17 protein-coding genes are annotated in these 17512 nt (G+C 35.2%); 11 read left to right on the top strand and 6 right to left on the bottom strand.

Going from position 1 to position 17512, the window contains the following annotated elements:
- Positions 1 to 412: 412 nt before the first annotated feature.
- The 4 genes from C7D53_RS13280 to C7D53_RS13265 form a co-directional block, all read right to left on the bottom strand.
- Positions 413 to 967, bottom strand: a complete 555-nt coding sequence (locus C7D53_RS13280) for a serine O-acetyltransferase (RefSeq protein WP_106916926.1) — start codon at positions 965 to 967, stop codon at positions 413 to 415.
- A gap of 10 nt (positions 968 to 977) precedes the next feature.
- Positions 978 to 2123 carry a glycosyltransferase gene (locus C7D53_RS13275; RefSeq protein ID WP_106916925.1) on the bottom strand — a complete coding sequence of 382 codons (1146 nt, stop codon included), beginning with the start codon at positions 2121 to 2123 and terminating at the stop codon, positions 978 to 980.
- 61 nt (positions 2124 to 2184) lie between these two features.
- Entirely contained in the window at positions 2185 to 3318 is a 1134-nt protein-coding gene (locus C7D53_RS13270) for a glycosyltransferase (protein WP_106916924.1), read from the bottom strand.
- Positions 3319 to 3462: 144 nt separating this feature from the next.
- Complete coding sequence (locus C7D53_RS13265) at positions 3463 to 3939, bottom strand: acyltransferase (protein WP_228422338.1); 477 nt, start codon at positions 3937 to 3939, stop codon at positions 3463 to 3465.
- A 137-nt stretch (positions 3940 to 4076) separates the two neighbouring features.
- Here C7D53_RS13265 and C7D53_RS13260 point away from each other — a divergent pair, with 137 nt between their 5' ends.
- Genes C7D53_RS13260 through C7D53_RS13250 form a run of 3 tightly spaced genes read left to right on the top strand, consistent with a single transcriptional unit; the run spans position 4077 to position 6070 of the window.
- Positions 4077 to 5051 carry a 3-oxoacyl-ACP synthase III family protein gene (locus C7D53_RS13260; RefSeq protein ID WP_106916922.1) on the top strand — a complete coding sequence of 325 codons (975 nt, stop codon included), beginning with the start codon at positions 4077 to 4079 and terminating at the stop codon, positions 5049 to 5051.
- 27 nt (positions 5052 to 5078) lie between these two features.
- The gene (locus C7D53_RS13255; protein ID WP_106916921.1) at positions 5079 to 5312 is read left to right on the top strand and encodes a phosphopantetheine-binding protein; all 234 of its coding nucleotides are present in this window, start codon (positions 5079 to 5081) and stop codon (positions 5310 to 5312) included.
- Positions 5312 to 6070 (top strand): SDR family NAD(P)-dependent oxidoreductase, encoded by a 759-nt coding sequence (locus C7D53_RS13250; RefSeq protein ID WP_106916920.1) that lies wholly within the window; start codon positions 5312 to 5314, stop codon positions 6068 to 6070. Before C7D53_RS13255 ends, C7D53_RS13250 begins: the two co-directional genes overlap by 1 nt.
- Here C7D53_RS13250 and C7D53_RS13245 read toward each other — a convergent pair whose 3' ends face one another.
- Positions 6071 to 7231, bottom strand: a complete 1161-nt coding sequence (locus C7D53_RS13245; RefSeq protein WP_106916919.1) for a glycosyltransferase — start codon at positions 7229 to 7231, stop codon at positions 6071 to 6073.
- Positions 7231 to 8070, bottom strand: a complete 840-nt coding sequence (locus C7D53_RS13240; RefSeq protein WP_106916918.1) for a glycosyltransferase family 2 protein — start codon at positions 8068 to 8070, stop codon at positions 7231 to 7233. Before C7D53_RS13240 ends, C7D53_RS13245 begins: the two co-directional genes overlap by 1 nt.
- Before the next feature lie 254 nt (positions 8071 to 8324).
- Here C7D53_RS13240 and C7D53_RS13235 point away from each other — a divergent pair, with 254 nt between their 5' ends.
- From C7D53_RS13235 to C7D53_RS13195, 8 genes are all read left to right on the top strand, one after another.
- The gene (locus C7D53_RS13235) at positions 8325 to 9095 is read left to right on the top strand and encodes a class I SAM-dependent methyltransferase (RefSeq protein WP_106916917.1); all 771 of its coding nucleotides are present in this window, start codon (positions 8325 to 8327) and stop codon (positions 9093 to 9095) included.
- A 135-nt stretch (positions 9096 to 9230) separates the two neighbouring features.
- Entirely contained in the window at positions 9231 to 10253 is a 1023-nt protein-coding gene (locus C7D53_RS13230) for an acyltransferase family protein (RefSeq protein ID WP_106916916.1), read from the top strand.
- Positions 10254 to 10425: 172 nt separating this feature from the next.
- Positions 10426 to 12153: an HAD-IIIC family phosphatase gene (locus C7D53_RS13225; RefSeq protein ID WP_106916915.1), complete on the top strand. Its 1728-nt coding sequence runs from the start codon at positions 10426 to 10428 to the stop codon at positions 12151 to 12153.
- A 15-nt stretch (positions 12154 to 12168) separates the two neighbouring features.
- Positions 12169 to 12405, top strand: a complete 237-nt coding sequence (locus C7D53_RS13220; RefSeq protein WP_106916914.1) for an acyl carrier protein — start codon at positions 12169 to 12171, stop codon at positions 12403 to 12405.
- Between the two features lie 10 nt (positions 12406 to 12415).
- Positions 12416 to 13849 (top strand): MBOAT family O-acyltransferase, encoded by a 1434-nt coding sequence (locus C7D53_RS13215; protein WP_106916913.1) that lies wholly within the window; start codon positions 12416 to 12418, stop codon positions 13847 to 13849.
- A gap of 76 nt (positions 13850 to 13925) precedes the next feature.
- Positions 13926 to 14864: a hypothetical protein gene (locus C7D53_RS13210; RefSeq protein WP_106916912.1), complete on the top strand. Its 939-nt coding sequence runs from the start codon at positions 13926 to 13928 to the stop codon at positions 14862 to 14864.
- Positions 14865 to 15141: 277 nt separating this feature from the next.
- Positions 15142 to 16575, top strand: coding sequence for an MBOAT family O-acyltransferase (locus C7D53_RS13200; protein WP_106916910.1), 1434 nt, complete (start codon positions 15142 to 15144; stop codon positions 16573 to 16575).
- A 1-nt stretch (position 16576) separates the two neighbouring features.
- Positions 16577 to 17494 (top strand): hypothetical protein, encoded by a 918-nt coding sequence (locus C7D53_RS13195; protein WP_106917127.1) that lies wholly within the window; start codon positions 16577 to 16579, stop codon positions 17492 to 17494.
- Positions 17495 to 17512 lie beyond the last annotated feature (18 nt).

Here is a 17512-nt window from a genome sequence, read left to right as displayed (position 1 = left end):
TTCCGAGGAATTGTTAAGTGTTGTGTTTTGAGTACATATTAAAATAAACAGTCAAATTATATTGCGATTCTCACTGACGGATAATGAAAATGCAAGGGCTATAAACACGCAAATGTTTACAGTTTTCTAATTTTAAACCGTAGATCTTTATTTTTCGAAATCAAAAAGAGTAGGAAAATGACAGTTTTTAAACCGTCCAGGATGAATCTGAGTGTTTTTTTTCATGGTAAGTGTTTTTAGTTTTATGAAAAATAAATGATAGCATCGCTCTCTTTATTTTTTTTGTAAAAGTAAATAAAAATAATAAATCCCACAACATTGATGTGTGATTTATTATTGATTATGAATATGTTATGTTAAATAGTCTTTGGTGTTTTCCTTTTAAAAGGATTTCATTTGAGCCTGTTCAGCTTTATACTTTATTGTTGATATAACCGCTCGTTGCTTCTGTGGTTGGGGAGATCTTTCCTGGGTTTCCCATTACGACAGAATCATCCGGAACATCGAAATTGACATAGGCATTGGGAGCAATCAGTACATTGCTGCCAATCTTTACATTTCCAACGATAACAGCGTTGGGACCTATCCATACTTCATCACCAATGATAGGGTAGCCTTCATTTTTTCCTCGGTTTTGCTGGCCTATGGTAACACCCTGGGCAATATTGCAGTTCTTTCCGATTTTAGTTTTAGGATTGATGACAAGTGCTCCCCAATGTCCAAGGTACAGCCCTTCCCCAATTTCAGTTTCAGGGTAGATTTGAAAACCATATTTTATTTGATAATGCCTTAAAATTACCCTCCAGAATATACCGGAAAAAGATTTCTTCGGATATTTTTGTGCTTTTCTTAAAATATAAATGTAATGAAGATTGGGATTGATACATTTTTTCCAAATCCCAACAGTAGAAAGCCATTGGCCTTTTTCTCTGTAAAAATCTTTCTGTATTATCGTGTAATCCGGCATGGCAAATATTTTATATTTTATCTATAATTTCCTGAAGGTGCGCTACCGATTTCTCCAATACAAACGGTAGGTCTGTATTGGTAATTTCTCTTTCGTACTGTTTTGAAAGGTCCTTGTCGGTAAGTATTTTTTTCATCCCCTCATAGATTCCCTCCTCTGAATTAGGAGTAATAAGACCTAGTTTCCCATCCTGTAACAAGTCTCTGATCCCTGAAACATCTGTAGAAACTACCGGTTTATTCAGAATAAGGGCTTCAGCAATAATGGTAGGAAATCCCTCGTGTCGGGAAGACATGATATAAAAGTCTGATTTTTTAAGGTAAGGATAAGGATTGCTTCGGAATCCCAGCATTTTCACCGTTTCCTGAAGTCCCAATTGATTAAGTTTTCCCTGAATATTTTCAAAATCATATCCATCACCAATAATGATGATCTGATGCTTTAAACCTTCATCCATTAATTTTTTATGAACGTCAAGAAGTCTGTCGTAGCCTTTCTGCGGATAAACAGTTCCAATGGTAACAAAGGTTGGTAGATCTTTAGAAAAAGGGAAATCATTGATCTCTATGTCTGCCTTTTGTAAAGTATCTTCTTTATCGATAGGGTTGAAAATTTTAATAACCGCCTGTTTTTCTTTTTCACTTTGAGCCAGTTTTTGCATTTCTTCCTTTAGCTTATTGGAAATAACAAGGATCCTGTTAAACCTGAAGAGTTGCTGAATCACTTCCGGAGTATATGCCTTAAGGTTGAAAATGTCATTCTGAATCCAGATGATTTTCTTAGAATCTTTTTGCGGACTGGATAACAATTCTCTGTACATCCCATGAATAGCAGCTATTTCTACATCGTATTTTTTGTTTTTTAAAACAAACTTGTACAGAAGAGATGGAAATAAAAGAAACATTTTTTGGTAAAGTACCCTGAATGCTTTTATAGGAATCTCATGAGGCCTGTTGGTGGTAATCATTTCTCCCTTCAGAAGATAATGTAAATTAACCCATGACGGAACTTCCTGAATGTACATTCCTGTATAGAGATTAATTAATAAATCAACTTCATATTTGTCTTCAGGAAGGTTTTTGAGGAAATTGATCAAAACCTTTTCTGCACCTCCATGGCGCAGGGAACCAATACGTATAAGAATTTTTTTCTTCATTCAGGAGAATCTTTATATTTTATGAAAAATATTTATTGCTGTTTATAACGGATAATTTAGTTTATTGAAGGAGTTTGTCCCATTCCTCTAATATAGCCTCTTTTCTCCATTTTTTTGATTCTTCAAAAGAGGATTTCATCAAGCTAGCGAGCCGTTCTTCATCATGAATCAGGAGTTCAAGCTTTTCAGAAAACATTTTTCTATCATGTAAAGGTATTAAAAAACCATTTTTCTCATTAATAATATCTGATGGCCCAAATTCGCAATCATAAGAAATAATAGCATTGCTACAGAACATGGCTTCTACCAGAACCAATCCGAATGCTTCACTTAAGGAGGTAAAAACAAATATTTTTGACTTTTCTAATAATTTGGCCACTTCTTCAGGGGTTTTAGGCCCCAATAAGAAAACGCTGTTTTCCAGATTATGATCTCTTATATAGGCTGCAATAGTATCTCTTTCTGGTCCCTCACCAATGACCTGTAGCTTCCAGTCTGCCGGTTTTGGAGTGTCTTTGAAAATCCTAACCAGATCTATTGCATTCTTGGTTTTATCCAGTCTTCCGGCAAAGCTGATGATATTCTCCTTTTCATGATTAGGAGTAAATGTAAGATCTTCATAAATTCCATCCGAAAGATTAGGGATGAAAAAGGTTGTATTCAACTTTTCATAATACTCCACAGAAGGTTTATTGATGCTAACAATAGATTTTAATTTCCGATAATTCTTTCTTAGCATTTTGTCATAGATCATGCCTCCTACCCGAAATGAAGAATGTTCCCAGGCAATGGTTTTCTTGCTGATTTCCTTATCAAATGAGAGCATGGTGGCCAGTTTGTACCAGCATGTAACAATAGTAGTGTAATGATGATGATTTTCCTTGATCCAGTCCCGGAATACCCTGTAGGAACCCCAGTCATAAAGATAGGAGTAGGCTGTATGTATTTTGGGAGCAGAACTGTATTTTTCTCTGATATGCAATGCAAACTGAGAATACTTGTCTGCAAATGAATCTATATAATGTTTTTTGATTTTAGGGTTGACGGTATAAAAATCGTCATGAGGAGCCATTAAAAAAAGGATTTCAATAGTATAACCCCGGTCTGCTAAATTGGAAGTGATATTAGTTAACACTTTAGCTACACCACCAATTTTAATATTCTGATAGTATACAAATAAAATTTTTTTATTCATTTGTGATCTTTAATTCATCATTAGGTCTAACACAAAAGTATAAAAAATAAAGTTTCTGTTCTGAAATACTGAGAATTTATTATTAAACAAAAGGAATTTAGAAAAATAAATACATTGTTTCATCAGAACTAAAACCCTGTCGGTCTATTTTATTCTTCTTGCTTTTTTGTATTTGTGTGGAAGATTGGCCTTAATGTATTCATCCAGTTTTTTGCGGTCTTTTTCCAGTTCTCTCGGGTAATCCGGATTGTTTTTTAAAACAATGTCTCCATAGTCTTCAATGGTACAAAGAAATTGAGCAGGATTACCAATAAATACAGTGTTATCCGGCATAGACTGCGATAAAACAGAATTGGCTCCCAATATACAGTTGTTTCCAATCTGCACATCCTGAGTAATAACACAATTGATTCCTATTGTACAGTTATTGCCAATTTTAATCCTTCCAAGAATTCTAGCATCTTCATATCCCGGAAGCTTTCTCAGCAGGGTAGTGGTTCCTCCATGGTTAACAAATCTTACACCTGCAGCAATATTAACGTCATCACCAATTTCAATAAGATAAGGCTCCGTTCCAAAATAGATTTTGTCCGGCATATTGAAATTTTTCCCTACTTTCATACCATGATATTTTGCTGCCTCTAAACTGGCTTTGTTTAAAAAGGTATGATAGACGGAATGTATTTTAAGTACTATTCGGTATATGAATATCATTATTGTAAATTTGTTTTTTACTTTTGCAAAGAAAAAGAATTTATATGATAAAAGTTTCCAAAATAGAATATTATTTGCCGGAGCTGGTTCTTACCAACGAGGATTTGGAAAAAGAGTTCCCCGAATGGAGTTCCGATAGGATCCAGGAAAAAGTAGGCATCTCGCAACGCCACATCTCGGCAGAAAATGAAACGGTATTAGACCTTGCCGTAAAATCATCAGAAAAACTTTTTGAGAGCTACGACAGAGAAAAAGTAGACTTTATTCTCTTCTGTACCCAAAGCCCGGACTATTTTCTTCCCACTACGGCTTGCATTTTGCAGGATAAGCTTGGGCTTAGAAAAAATATAGGAGCCATGGATTTTAACCTGGGATGCTCAGGATTTGTCTATGGGCTGGCATTTGCCAAAGGTTTGATTGCAGGAGGAATCGCTAAAAGCATTTTGCTGATCACTTCAGAAACCTATACAAAGCATATTAATCCAAAAGATAAAGGAAACCGAAGCATATTCGGGGATGCATCTGCTTCAGCTATTATTGAAAAAGCTGACAACGGAAAAGACTATAAGTTCTGCCTGGGAACAGATGGAAGTGGTGCTGAAAATCTTATTGTGAAAAAAGGAGCTTTCAGAACAGATTTTGAACTGAATCCTGAAAATGAGTTTGAACCCGAAAATCTATATATGAACGGACCTGAGATTTTTAATTTTACTATTGAAAATATTCCGGGTCTTGTAAAGGAAACAATGGAGATTAATGGGCTGACAATGGATGATATTGACCATTTTGTTTTTCATCAGGCTAATTCTTTCATGTTGAATTATCTTAGAAAGAAAACCAAAATACCCGCAGAGAAGTTCTATATTGACATGGAAAAAACAGGGAATACGGTTTCTGCAACCATTCCAATTGCATTGAAAAATATGATGGATAAAGGAATGTTAAAAGAAGGCGGTAAAATTCTAGTGGCAGGTTTTGGAGTAGGTTATTCCTGGGGCGCAACCATATTGGAAATTTAATTATAAACATCATAAAATAAAAAATATATGAAGACATCCGTTTTTTTAGAAAAGTTACAAGAAGAATTAGAAGAAGATCAAACTCTTACATTAGACACAAACCTTAAAGAGCTGGAAAGCTATGATTCAATCAGTTTACTTTCTGTTATTGCTTTTGTAGATGAGAATTTCAGTAAAAAGATTGATACAAAGCATTTTAAAGACGTTCAGACGGTAGCAGATCTTGTAAATATTATTGGTAAAGAAAACTTTGAAGATTAATGAATCAGTTTTCATTAAAAGATAAAAATATTCTTATTACAGGGGCTTCTTCCGGAATCGGGAGAAGCTGTTCTGTAGAATGCAGCAAGAGTGGTGCAAACCTTATCCTGATTGCAAGGAATGAAGAAGAGCTTCAGAAAACAGTATCCATGCTGGCTCCGGAGACCAAAACTCAAACTATTATTGCAGATATTGCAGAATGTGAAAACCTTGAGGAACTAGTTGCTGAAAAAGTATCAGAATTAGGAAAGATCTCAGGCTTTATCCACTGTGCAGGAGTAGAAAAAACGCTACCACTAAAAAAACATACCCCACAGCTTTACCATGATATTTTTGCTGTTAATGTGATTGCCGGTTTTGAAATCGCCAAGATTTTGTCCCTTAAAAAATATAAAACCGAAACTTCTAGTTTTGTCTTTATTTCTTCTGTAGCAGGAATGGTTGGTGAAATCGGAAAAGCTGCTTACTCCTCCAGCAAAGGGGCCGTTATTTCCGGAGCACGTTCTATGGCCATGGAACTTTCGAGAAGTAATGTCCGCGTTAACAGTATCAGCCCGGCCATGGTAAATACCCCTATTTTGGAAAAGATGTTTGAAAATATCGGCGAAGAAGCTGCTGAGGAAATCCTTAAAAAACATCCTCTGGGAATCGGGACACCTGAAGACGTGGCCAATGCCTGTATTTTCTTACTCTCTGATGCCGCAAGATGGATTACAGGTTCCAATCTGGTAGTAGACGGAGGCTATTCCGCGCAGTAATTATTTTTGATGAAGACTCTCAATAATCTTTTCTACAGCATTGAAGATTTTCTGATTGTCAAACTGATCTTCTATTGTTTCAAGATTTTTTCTGATCTTGGCAATAAGCTCCTGATCCGTTAGAAAAACTTTCATGGCTTCATACATTTCATGGGTGTCATAATTGATGAGGTATCCGGTTTCTCTGTCTTTTACCATGACACTTACATCACCAGTGTCAGTGGCAATAATCGGGGTTTGAAGAATCAAAGCTTCAGCAACTACAAGTGGCCATGCTTCTGACTCGGAGGAAAGGATGAAGTAATCTGCGTTTTTAATATAAGGATAAGGATTCATCCTGTTACCACACAAAATAAAGGTATCCTGAACATTATTAACACGAATCTGCTCTGTCAGGTTTTTCCTTTCCTCTCCATTACCTACAACAACAACACTGTGATGAAATCCCTCGTCAATTAACCTTTTATGAGCGTCAATGAGCTTATGATAGCCTTTTCTGGTATGAAGACGCCCTACGGAAACAAAAATAGGCCCTTGAGGAAGATCGTTTATCTTTTCCTCGGCTTTCTTTTTAATTTCTTCAATAGGAATAGCATTAATCACCACACTTTCTGCTGGGTATAACAAATCAGGATAGGACTGATGCATGATATCCTTAATCTTTTGAGAACAGTAGATCATATGATCAAATTGAGGAAAGTTCTTAAGAATTTCCGGAACCAGCGGCTGCATCCCAGGAACATTAATTTCAGAGTGAAACCATCCTATTTTTTTTGAAGATCCGTTGCTGGAGTTAATCACAGATGAGAAAGCGGCATATGTGGGGGCAATCTCAATATCAAATTTTTTATTTCCAAGAATACGATCAGATACCTTGTGATCCTTTAGAGCTTGTGAAAGCTTCATTCTTCGGCGGATAAGCTGAAGTTTATGAATAAGAGGATTTTGTGAAAAACTTTCCTTCCCTTCCGTTAAATATACTTTCTTTATATGTTTTGGAAATTCATCCCGCAGTTCTCCCTGATTGAGGTTAAGGCAAACGGTAATGTCAAACTTTTCAGGATTAAGATTGTTGAGCATACTCAATATAACCTTTTCCACACCTCCCATTTCCATAGAGCGATGCCTGAAAAGAACCTGTATTTTTTTATTTTCTGACATTATCTGAACAGTTTTTGTAAAGCAATAATTATTTTCTTCTTTATTCTATAGCCAATACCATGCTGATATTCCAAAAGGGAGAAAATTTCCTGATGATTGGTATATTTTTCCGGAATTTTTTTTCCATTGATGCTTGTGAGCTTTCTTCTTTTCATTGTTGCGAAAACCACTTGAGCAAAATAATCATAGGATCTTCCCTTATTGTCATTCTGAGAAATCCCTCCGGAATGTGCCCTGTACAGATAATTGGTGTCATCAATGAAGTAAACATCACCCTTTTCGTACATCTTCAGATATAAATCCTGATCCTCAGCGATTCTTAATTCCGGGTTCATTTTTTCGGTCTGTTCATAAACATCCTTTCGGAACGTCGTAAAATGACCAATTTGGATAGGATAATTAAAGAAATAAGGGTCGTTGTTCCTTACCTGCATTGCTGATTTGTAGGCAGCAATAGGTTTAAGATCTTTATCACATCCCATAAAACGCGAATAGGTGAGTACCACATTTTTTTTGTGTTCAAAAATCTGCATGGCCTTTTCGATGGCTGTCGGAAGAATGGCATCATCAGGATCTACAAAACCACAAACCTCTCCTGCAGCCAGCTCTATGAGTCTGCTTTTAGTAACCCCAACACCACTGTTTTTTTCATTTTCAAAAAATCTGAATCTCTCGTCTCCTGCAATGATGGCTTTCACCTGATCTCTTTCACTTTCTGAAGAGGCATCATCTACTATAACGGCTTCCCAGTTCGGATAGGTCTGCAGTAGCAGAGAGTTGTAGCAATCCTTGAACAGTACCGCGTTGTTGTAATGGGCTATAAGTACAGAAAACTTCATATTAATTTAAAAGAGGGTTGAGGGTTAACAGCTGACTGTAAAGTTCAATATTTTTATCAATTAATAATGATGGAAGTCTCAGAAAGTATGTTGAATGAAAATTGTTCATTGAAAATGGGATCTTGAGGGTAAAATGGCACTTTTCATAATGAAGATACGGCCCTGTTTTTTTTCACTTGAGTTACACAAATATAATCTGTTTTTATATTAAATGAAAAAAAAATCTTTATTTTTGCTCTATTAAAGGCAACACAGTGAGTGAAATAACAAGAGTTCTCAAAACATTTATCGGGTATCTGAAAAGACCCGACCTTTATCCGGAACTGGGTAGAAAAATTATTAAAAATACGGTCAACAGAGGCAATGCATTCAAAGGAAAGGAAAAAACCAATTCTTGGGCTGCCGGAAGAGCTGTATCACAGAAAGAGGCTATTTCAAAGCTCTTCGGGCTTGAAATAGATGCTTTTCGTAGCAATTATCAGGAGATTTTAGCAACAGCAACACAAAAGGAAAAGGATTGTCCCGTAAAAATGGGAGGACCCGGTGCTTTGGAGCTGATTTATTATGCTTGTGAGTTTACGAATGCTAAACATGTAGTGGAAACAGGAGTGGCCTATGGATGGTCTTCATTGGCAAGCCTTTTATCACTGGTAAAAAGAAACGGAACTCTATACAGTTCAGATATGCCTTACCTTGCACAGGATGGCGATCAGTACGTAGGATATGTAGTTCCTGAAATCCTTAAGACAGGCTGGAAATTATTCCGTTTTGCAGACAGGGAGTCATTACCGAAGATATTTTCCGAAAACGCTACGTTTGATGTTCTTCACTATGATTCTGACAAGAGCTATAACGGAAGAATGTGGGCTTATGATGAACTTTACAGCCACCTGAGAAAAGGAGGTGTTTTCATCAGTGATGATATCGGAGATAACTCTGCCTATCAGGATTTCTGTGAAAAAAATAAAATAGAAACCACAGTTGTAGAATACGAAGGGAAATATATTGGTGTTTTTATTAAATAGCTTTTAAAAAAAGAGGTTGGTTCCCTTTTTATAATACCCGTTTAATTTAAATGGTGATAGATTTTAATCGTTGAAGATTTCTGGATGAAAAAATGTTTAAATAAAAACTTATAACACGACTGTTTAGCAGTTTATATGAAGATAAGCCAGATTACATTTACCAGGTTTCTTGCCGCTATGGCAATTGTCATATCCCATTTCAACAAAGATCTGTTTTTATATAACATAGATTATATTTCAAATATCTTTCTGAGAGCTAATGTAGGAGTAAGTTACTTCTTCATTCTTTCAGGTTTTATTATGATTGTTGCCTATCACAAAAAAGATAGGATAGACTACTTTGATTATTATAAAAACAGATTTGCAAGGATCTATCCGCTATATGTAGTAGGGCTTCTGCTTTATCTGATCACAAGGTATTATAACTTCAGTGTTTACAGAGGATTTTTGTATCTGCTGGGGCTTCAGAGCTGGCTTCCGGGAGAGGCTATGATCCTTAATTTTCCGGGATGGTCTATTTCTGTTGAGTTTTTGTTTTACCTGATTTTTCCTTTGCTATACAACTATTTTTATTCCAAGGGAAATAAAAGTATCTGGGTGGTCACAATTATTATCTGGATTATTACTCAGGTTTTCTGTAATCTTTATGCTGGTTCATCCTATTATGAAGGACCTCATACGGAAAGTCATGAACTGCTGTATTATTTCCCTCTAATGCATGTTAATGAATTTTTAGTAGGAAATCTTGCCGGATTATACTTTGTGAAGAACTCAGGACAGAAGAATTTTGATATTCCGATGATGATTATTTTTGCAGCTATTTTGATATCCTTAATCTTCGTTCCTCTTTTTTATCATGATGGTTTGATGGCGATTCTTTTTATTCCGCTTATTATTTTAATATCCAAAAATAACGGAACATTAACGAAGCTGTTTTCATGGAAACCTTTGGAATATTTGGGAGAAGCAAGTTATGCTGTATATATTACCCATATCCCTATTTTATATATTCTTAGAGAAATATTAAAAGAATATAATCTTGATATTAACACTATATTTGGAATTTATATCATTGTTCTTATTATGACTTCCATTGTGTTTTATCAATTTATAGAAAAACCATTGAGAGATTATCTGAAAAAGTTGAATATCAGATAAAAATCTTTATTTTTGCAAGAAAGCAACACAATTTTAAAAATGAAAAAAGTTTCCCATACAAACATGTCGAGTGAAGATTCGATATCCCTTGCCTGTAAAGTGAAAAATAAGAAAGAGCCGAGTGTATTCGTAGATTGTACATCTATATTTTAATTCAATAAAAAGAATAAGTATGTACAAGACGTTTTCGGAGCTTAAAAAAGAACTTCGCAAAAATATACAGGGACTAAAAAAAATAAAGATTGCCTTATTGGGTGATACTGCTACTCAGTTTCTGAATATTGCCTTAAAGGGAACGGCCATTCATGATGGTTTTGATTTTGAGATCTTTGAAACAGATTTCGGACAAATTTCCCGTCAGATACTGGATCCTACCTCTGAATATTACGAGTTTAATGCAGACTACACCATTATATTTGAGTCTTCTCATAAACTTTTGGGACAGTATTATAAGTCATATGATTCCCAGACGGTCTTTGCGGACAATAAGATCACATATGTAGAGGAACTTTATAAAACAATTCAGGGCAGAACAAAAAGCCGTGTGATCTATTGCAATTTTCCATCCATTAATAATCAGGTCTTTGGAAACTTTTCCAATAAAGTTGAGTCTTCATTTGTTTTTCAGCAGAATAAACTTAATTATCTTCTTTCAGCAGAAATTGCAGTAAAGAATAATAACTTTTTTATAGCAGACCTGGTTTCTATTCAAAATAAATGGGGAAGAGATTTTATGTTTTCTCCTAATATCTATGTAAACACAGAAATGGTATTGTCATTGGATGCATTACCTATTGTTGCTCATCATATTACAGGAATTATTTCCTCTCTGGAAGGGAAGTTTAAAAAATGCCTGATTCTGGATCTGGATAATACAACCTGGGGTGGAATCATAGGAGATGACGGCCTTGAAAAAATTCAAATCGGAAGCTTTGGAATTGGAAAGGCATTTACAGAATTTCAATATTGGGTAAAAGCTCTGCAAAAAAGAGGAGTAATCCTTGCTGTTTGTAGTAAAAATGATGAAGATAAAGCCAAGGAGCCCTTTGAGAAACACCCGGATATGGTTCTTAGACTAGAGGATATAGCGGTTTTTGTTGCCAATTGGGAAAATAAGGCAGATAATATCAGGAAAATACAAAGCATTCTAAATATAGGGTTTGACTCTATGGTCTTTCTGGATGATAACCCATTTGAAAGAAATATTGTAAGAGAGAATATTCCGGAAGTTTGTGTTCCGGAGCTGCCTGAGGATCCTGCAGAATATCTTGAGTATCTGTACAGCCTAAACCTTTTTGAAACTGCAAGCTTTTCTGAGAATGATTCCGAAAGAACAAAGCAATATCAGGTTGAGGCACAGAGAGCTGTAGATATAGAAAGTTTTACAAACGTTGAAGACTTTCTGAAAAGCATGAACATGGTTTCAGATGTTCAGGCTTTCAATAGCTTTTCAAAACCAAGGGTTTCACAATTAACCCAGCGGTCTAATCAGTTTAATCTGAGAACGATACGGTATACAGAACAAGATGTTGAAGAACTGATGAAGTCTGAAGATCATCATACCATTTCCTTTACTTTGGAGGATAAATATGGAGATAATGGACTGATATGCGTTATCGTACTTGAAAAGAAAACTCAGGAAACAATGTTTATCAATACATGGCTGATGAGCTGCCGTGTCCTGAAAAGAGGGATGGAGGATTTTACCCTGAATACCATTGTAGATACCGCCCAGAAAAACGGATACAAATATATAGAAGGAGAGTTTATTCCAACCTCCAAAAACCAAATGGTCAAAGATCATTATGAAAGACTGGGATTCACAAAGCAGGATGAAAAATGGATATTGAATGTGGATGAGTATACAACCAAGCAAGTATATATTAATAATAAACTATAAAACACATTAAACATCATGAATAAGGATGAAATTTTAGTGAAACTTACGGGTATTTTCCGTGATGAATTGGATAATGAAGAGATTGTACTAACTCCCGAAACTACAGCGGAAGATATTGAAGAATGGGATTCTCTTTCTCATATTCAGTTAATTGTAGCTGTAGAAAAGGCTTTCGGAATGCGTTTTACATCATCGGAAATCAGAAGCTGGAATGATGTGGGTGAAATGATAGATTCCATAACTTCCAAATAAAATCTGTTGTATGCTTCTTAATTCATACAGCTTTATACTGTTCTTCATTGCATTATATTTTGCTTACTATCTTTTTGGAAAAACCACTAAGATTCAAAATATAATTCTGCTTTTAGGAAGCTATATTTTCTACAGCAGCTGGAGTTGGGAGTTTTTGTCATTGCTTATTGTTTCCACAGCCATTACTTATTTCGTAGGAAACAAGATAAAGTCTTCTCATGAGAAAGCTAAGGTAATTTGGCTGAGATCAGGCGTTTTTATTGTCCTGATTCAACTTTTATACTTTAAATATTTTAACTTTTTCATTGAAAACTTTAATGATTTTCTGCAACTTTTTGGATTTAAAGACCAACTGGGTTTATTGAAAATCATCTTCCCGATAGGAATTAGTTTCTACTCATTTAGAATGATCAGCTACTTATTGGATATCAGAAACAATAAACTGAAAGAGATTCCGTCCCTATTGGACTATTCCATATTTGTAGCCTTTTTTCCATGCATCATTGCCGGACCAATTGACAGGGCAACTCCTTTCCTGAAAAACCTTAAAGTAAAGAGAGAATTTTCTGCACCTCAGTTTTCAGATGGTCTGAAGCAGATTTTATGGGGGCTTTTCAAAAAACTTGTAATTGCAGATAATATTGCAGTCATTACTGCTAAATTATTTGAAGCGTATCCCACCTTAAATGGAAGCGCATTGTTTGTAGGAGCGGTACTGTATTTTATCCAGTTGTATTCAGATTTTTCAGGATATACAGATATGGCAATTGGGATTTCAAAGCTATTGGGAATCAAAATTCAACCCAACTTCAATTACCCTTTGTTTGCACAGAATGTAGCCGATTATTGGAGAAGATGGCATATTTCCCTTACTTCATGGCTTACAGAATATGTCTTTACCCCATTATCCATTAATTTCAGGGATTATGGAAAGTACGGACTGATTATGGCCATCATTATTAACTTTTTAGTGGTTGGTTTTTGGCATGGGGCAGAGTGGCATTACATTGTACATGGGCTGGTAAGTGGAATCATGTTTATCCCATTAATTATGAGTGGGAAGATGAATAAAAAAATTAAAACATCAAATAATTTTATTCCGACCAAAGAGGAATTTAAAAATATTCCTGTAACGTTTGTTCTTTTCTCATTATTGATGATTCTCTTCTTCGCAAAAGATATGGAAATGGCTATGAAGTACTATCAGGGGATATTTTCCTTGTCATTTTTTCAGTTGCCTAATTTTCCGATCCAAAAAGGAGTTATTATTCTTACTTTTTTCATGCTTCTGCTAGAGTGGTCATATAGGGATCAGGAATATGCCATTAAAGAGATCTTTGTAGGAAGAAGCATTGTGCTGAGATGGGGACTTTATTATGTTCTCGTATTTTTAGTTTTCCTGTTCTATATTGCTCCGAAAGGATTTATGTATGCCATGTTTTAAGGTATTGTATCTAAAAAGTCTTGTTGGTGAGCAGAAATGTATAATGAGTGTTTTGAACTCAAGTATAATTTAATTTATGAAGAAATCAATTCTAAGATTGGCCGTTTTTTCTGTACTTCCATTGCTAGTCATTGTATATGCCGTCTATTATTTGGGAAAAAATACGGACGATTATTATAAAAGATTCACATCGCCCCAGCAGAATTCCCTTATTATGGGAAGCTCAAGAGCTGCGGTGGTAGATCCTGATATTATGAACAGTATTATACACGAGAAGTTTCCCCATGCAACATTGTATAATTATTCCTTTACCTGGGCACACTCACCATACGGACCGAAGTATCTGGAATCTATCGAAAAAAAGATAAAACCGGATACCAAAGATGGCGTTTTTGTGGTTACGGTAGAGCCAACGGCTTTAATGGTAGATAAAAACAAGCCGGACAGCCCGGAGTTTTATATTGAAAACGATAAATCGGTTGCAAAAACTTCCAGGGTTGCCATCAATCCTAATATTGAATATTTATTTGAAAGTTATGAGCCATCTCTTACAAATGAACTCAATAAAAAAATAAGGCCAGCTTTAGATGCAATTGCTGAAGCAGTAATCTTAGACAACGGTAAGTATGATATTAAGATCATTAAAAAAGTTTCTCCTGAAAAGCAAGCCATGTTCGACAGAAATAATATGGATAAATTTCAAGAGAGAATGAACGGATTAAAAATTTCTGAACATAGAATTATTTACCTTGAAAAAGCCATCGATTTTTTGAAAAAGCATGGTAAAGTGATTGTTATAAGAATGCCAATTAATAAAGAACCATATTCCATAGAAAATAATGCATTTCCGGACTTTGACAGCCGTATGAATAATGTGGCTTCAAAAACAAAGGTATCTTACATTAATTACAACAACCTACCGAATCAATATAAATGGCTGGATGAGGTTCACCTGAATCGTAATTCTGAAATTTTATTTTCAAGAGCCTTGGCAAAGGATATTTTATCACATTAATTCGGTTGAAGAATTTCGCTGTTGCCTTTTTGGTGGAAGAACCGTAAATTGAGTCTCAAAAGTAGATGACTTTGAAAGCTTTAAAGAAAAATTATTTTTTTTGTAAAATTTAAAAACATCCATAATGATTGAAATAACAAATGTTCCCGTTAAAACAATTCTTTTTCCAACAAAAAAGGACATAATACTTACCGGTATTTCGGAAAAAAAGACATTGGATTGAAACTTTAGAACCTTAAAAAAGTATAGAACTATTAACAAATTCTAAAGTCACCATATGTTATTCAACTCAATAGGATTCCTCATTTTTTTACCAATAGTATTTTGTCTCTATTGGTTTGTCTTCAATAAAAAATTCCAGCATCAGAACAGATTGTTATTGTTTGCCAGTTTTTATTTTTATGCCTGTTGGGACTGGAGGTTTCTCTTTTTACTTATGTTTTCTATAGGACTGGATTATTTATCCGGTATTAAAATTGAGAATAGCCGAAGTAATCGGGAAGCTAAATTCTGGCTTACATTAAGCATTGTTATCAACCTTGGATTTTTAGGCTTTTTCAAGTATTATAATTTCTTTGTGGATAGCTTTGCAGAACTTTTGGGTGGTTTTGGTTTCAAGGTGAATGTTTGGCTTCTCAACATTATCCTTCCGGTTGGTATTTCTTTCTATACATTCCACGGGCTGTCCTATGTGATTGACGTTTATAAAAAAAGAATAAAGGCAGAAAGAAACTTTACTGATTATGCCGTTTTCGTAAGTTATTTTCCTCTCCTTGTAGCGGGTCCCATAGAAAGGGCTACTCACCTTTTGCCTCAAATACAAAGAAAGAGAATATTTAATTATGAACAGGCCGTAGATGGGATGCGTCAGATCCTTTGGGGATTTTTCAAGAAAATGGTGATTGCAGATACCTGTGCCCCTCTAGTGAATGTGATCTTTGCCAATTACCAAACCGAAAGCCCCGGAAATCTTGCAATAGGTGCTGTTTTGTTTGCTTTTCAGATCTATGGAGATTTTTCCGGATACTCTGATATAGCATTGGGAGTTTCAAGATTGTTTGGGATTGAACTATTAAAAAACTTCTCCTTTCCCTATTTCTCAAGAGATATCGCCGAATTTTGGAGAAGATGGCATATTTCACTTTCCTCATGGTTTAGAGACTATCTTTATATTCCTTTAGGTGGCAGTAAGGGAGGTCTTCTGATGAAAATCAGAAATACATTTATTATCTTCCTTGTTTCGGGGTTCTGGCATGGTGCCAACTGGACATTTATTATCTGGGGTGGGCTGAATGCTTTATATTTTATGCCACTATTGATTATGAACAAAAACCGTCAGAACATGGAGGTTGCTGCCCAAGGAAAAATAGTACCGTCAGTCAAGGAGTGTTTTCAGATTTTGATCACCTTTCTGGTTACTTGCATTGCCTGGATTTTTTTCAGAGCAGAATCTGTCTCACAGGCTTGGCATTACATAGGAAGAATTTTCAGTAGAGAGCTATTTTCCATGCCGGAGCCATTGCCAATCAAAGCATTGGCGTTGATTGTTTTCATGCTCGTTATAGAATGGATCAACAGGGAAAGATTTCACGGGTTAGAAATTAAAAGATTTAATCCGTGGGTAAGACGTGTTTTTTATCTTATAGTTATTTATGTTATTCTCCGATATGCCAATTTCGGGAATAATGAATTCATTTATTTTCAGTTTTAGCATGAAAAAGTTTTTAATTAAAATAGTCCCTTACTTTGTTGCAGTACTTATTGTATTGGCCATACTTGGATCTTATGCAGATGGAAATACAGATGATAACTATATGCACTTTGCGGTTAAGAAACCACAGAATATTATTTTAGGAGATTCTCGTGGCTCTCAGGCAATAGTGTCCGGAGTTTTAAAAAATAAACTTTCTACAGATTTTGATAACTTTTCCCTGAATATTGTACAGTCTCCCTATGGTCAGGTTTACTTTAAAGCTTTGAAAAGAAAGCTGGATCCGGAAACTAAGAATGGAATTTTTATTTTAACAGTCAATCCGTGGAGTGTATCATTGAATAAGAGTGTTAAGAAAGAGAAAGATTTTCCTGAAGAACATTCTCCGCTCAATGATATGCACTTTTACGACTGTTCTCCCAATTATGAATATCTATTAAAACATTATACAAGAAGCTGGTTTAAGATTTATACAGAACGAGCTGAAGCAGGAAGATCAAATACCTTTCTTCACAATGATGGCTGGCTGGAAGTAAGCATAGACATGAACGTCGACTCTGTAGCAGCGAGAACCCAGGAAAAAACAAAATTTTATAGAGATATTGCAAATGTTGTGGAACTGTCACCTGAACGTCTTGATGCCTTTAATGAAATCATCAATTATCTGAGAACAAAAGGATCTGTTTATCTCGTCCGAATTCCTACCTCTAAAAACCTTACAGCCATTGAGAATAAAAAATATCCCCACTTCAGTAAACTATTGCAGGATATTGCCCGTAAGCAAAATGTAAAGTTTTTTGATTTTTCAAAAAATTACGCAGATTATGATTATACGGATGGAAACCATATGTATAAGGAATCTGGAAAGAAACTTACTTCCCAGATTGCAGACTCTATCATTGCCAGTAGAAAAAAATAAAATAATTGAGTACTAAGA

The organism is Chryseobacterium aurantiacum (assembly GCF_003020585.1).
Taxonomy (GTDB): Bacteria; Bacteroidota; Bacteroidia; order Flavobacteriales; family Weeksellaceae; genus Chryseobacterium; species Chryseobacterium aurantiacum.
The sequence above is the reverse complement of the archived record's forward strand: the minus strand, read 5'-3'. Positions and strand labels throughout refer to the sequence as shown.

Bases quoted from the DNA above. Each gene is read 5' to 3' on its own strand.
- C7D53_RS13280 (WP_106916926.1), bottom strand. From the start codon at position 967: ATGCCGGATTACACGATAATACAGAAAGATTTTTACAGAGAAAAAGGC.
- C7D53_RS13275 (WP_106916925.1), bottom strand. From the start codon at position 2,123: ATGAAGAAAAAAATTCTTATACGTATTGGTTCCCTGCGCCATGGAGGT.
- C7D53_RS13270 (WP_106916924.1), bottom strand. From the start codon at position 3,318: ATGAATAAAAAAATTTTATTTGTATACTATCAGAATATTAAAATTGGT.
- C7D53_RS13265 (WP_228422338.1), bottom strand. From the start codon at position 3,939: ATGAAAGTAGGGAAAAATTTCAATATGCCGGACAAAATCTATTTTGGA.
- C7D53_RS13260 (WP_106916922.1), top strand. From the start codon at position 4,077: ATGATAAAAGTTTCCAAAATAGAATATTATTTGCCGGAGCTGGTTCTT.
- C7D53_RS13255 (WP_106916921.1), top strand. From the start codon at position 5,079: ATGAAGACATCCGTTTTTTTAGAAAAGTTACAAGAAGAATTAGAAGAA.
- C7D53_RS13250 (WP_106916920.1), top strand. From the start codon at position 5,312: ATGAATCAGTTTTCATTAAAAGATAAAAATATTCTTATTACAGGGGCT.
- C7D53_RS13245 (WP_106916919.1), bottom strand. From the start codon at position 7,231: ATGTCAGAAAATAAAAAAATACAGGTTCTTTTCAGGCATCGCTCTATG.
- C7D53_RS13240 (WP_106916918.1), bottom strand. From the start codon at position 8,070: ATGAAGTTTTCTGTACTTATAGCCCATTACAACAACGCGGTACTGTTC.
- C7D53_RS13230 (WP_106916916.1), top strand. From the start codon at position 9,231: ATGAAGATAAGCCAGATTACATTTACCAGGTTTCTTGCCGCTATGGCA.
- C7D53_RS13225 (WP_106916915.1), top strand. From the start codon at position 10,426: ATGTACAAGACGTTTTCGGAGCTTAAAAAAGAACTTCGCAAAAATATA.
- C7D53_RS13220 (WP_106916914.1), top strand. From the start codon at position 12,169: ATGAATAAGGATGAAATTTTAGTGAAACTTACGGGTATTTTCCGTGAT.
- C7D53_RS13215 (WP_106916913.1), top strand. From the start codon at position 12,416: ATGCTTCTTAATTCATACAGCTTTATACTGTTCTTCATTGCATTATAT.
- C7D53_RS13210 (WP_106916912.1), top strand. From the start codon at position 13,926: ATGAAGAAATCAATTCTAAGATTGGCCGTTTTTTCTGTACTTCCATTG.
- C7D53_RS13200 (WP_106916910.1), top strand. From the start codon at position 15,142: ATGTTATTCAACTCAATAGGATTCCTCATTTTTTTACCAATAGTATTT.
- C7D53_RS13195 (WP_106917127.1), top strand. From the start codon at position 16,577: ATGAAAAAGTTTTTAATTAAAATAGTCCCTTACTTTGTTGCAGTACTT.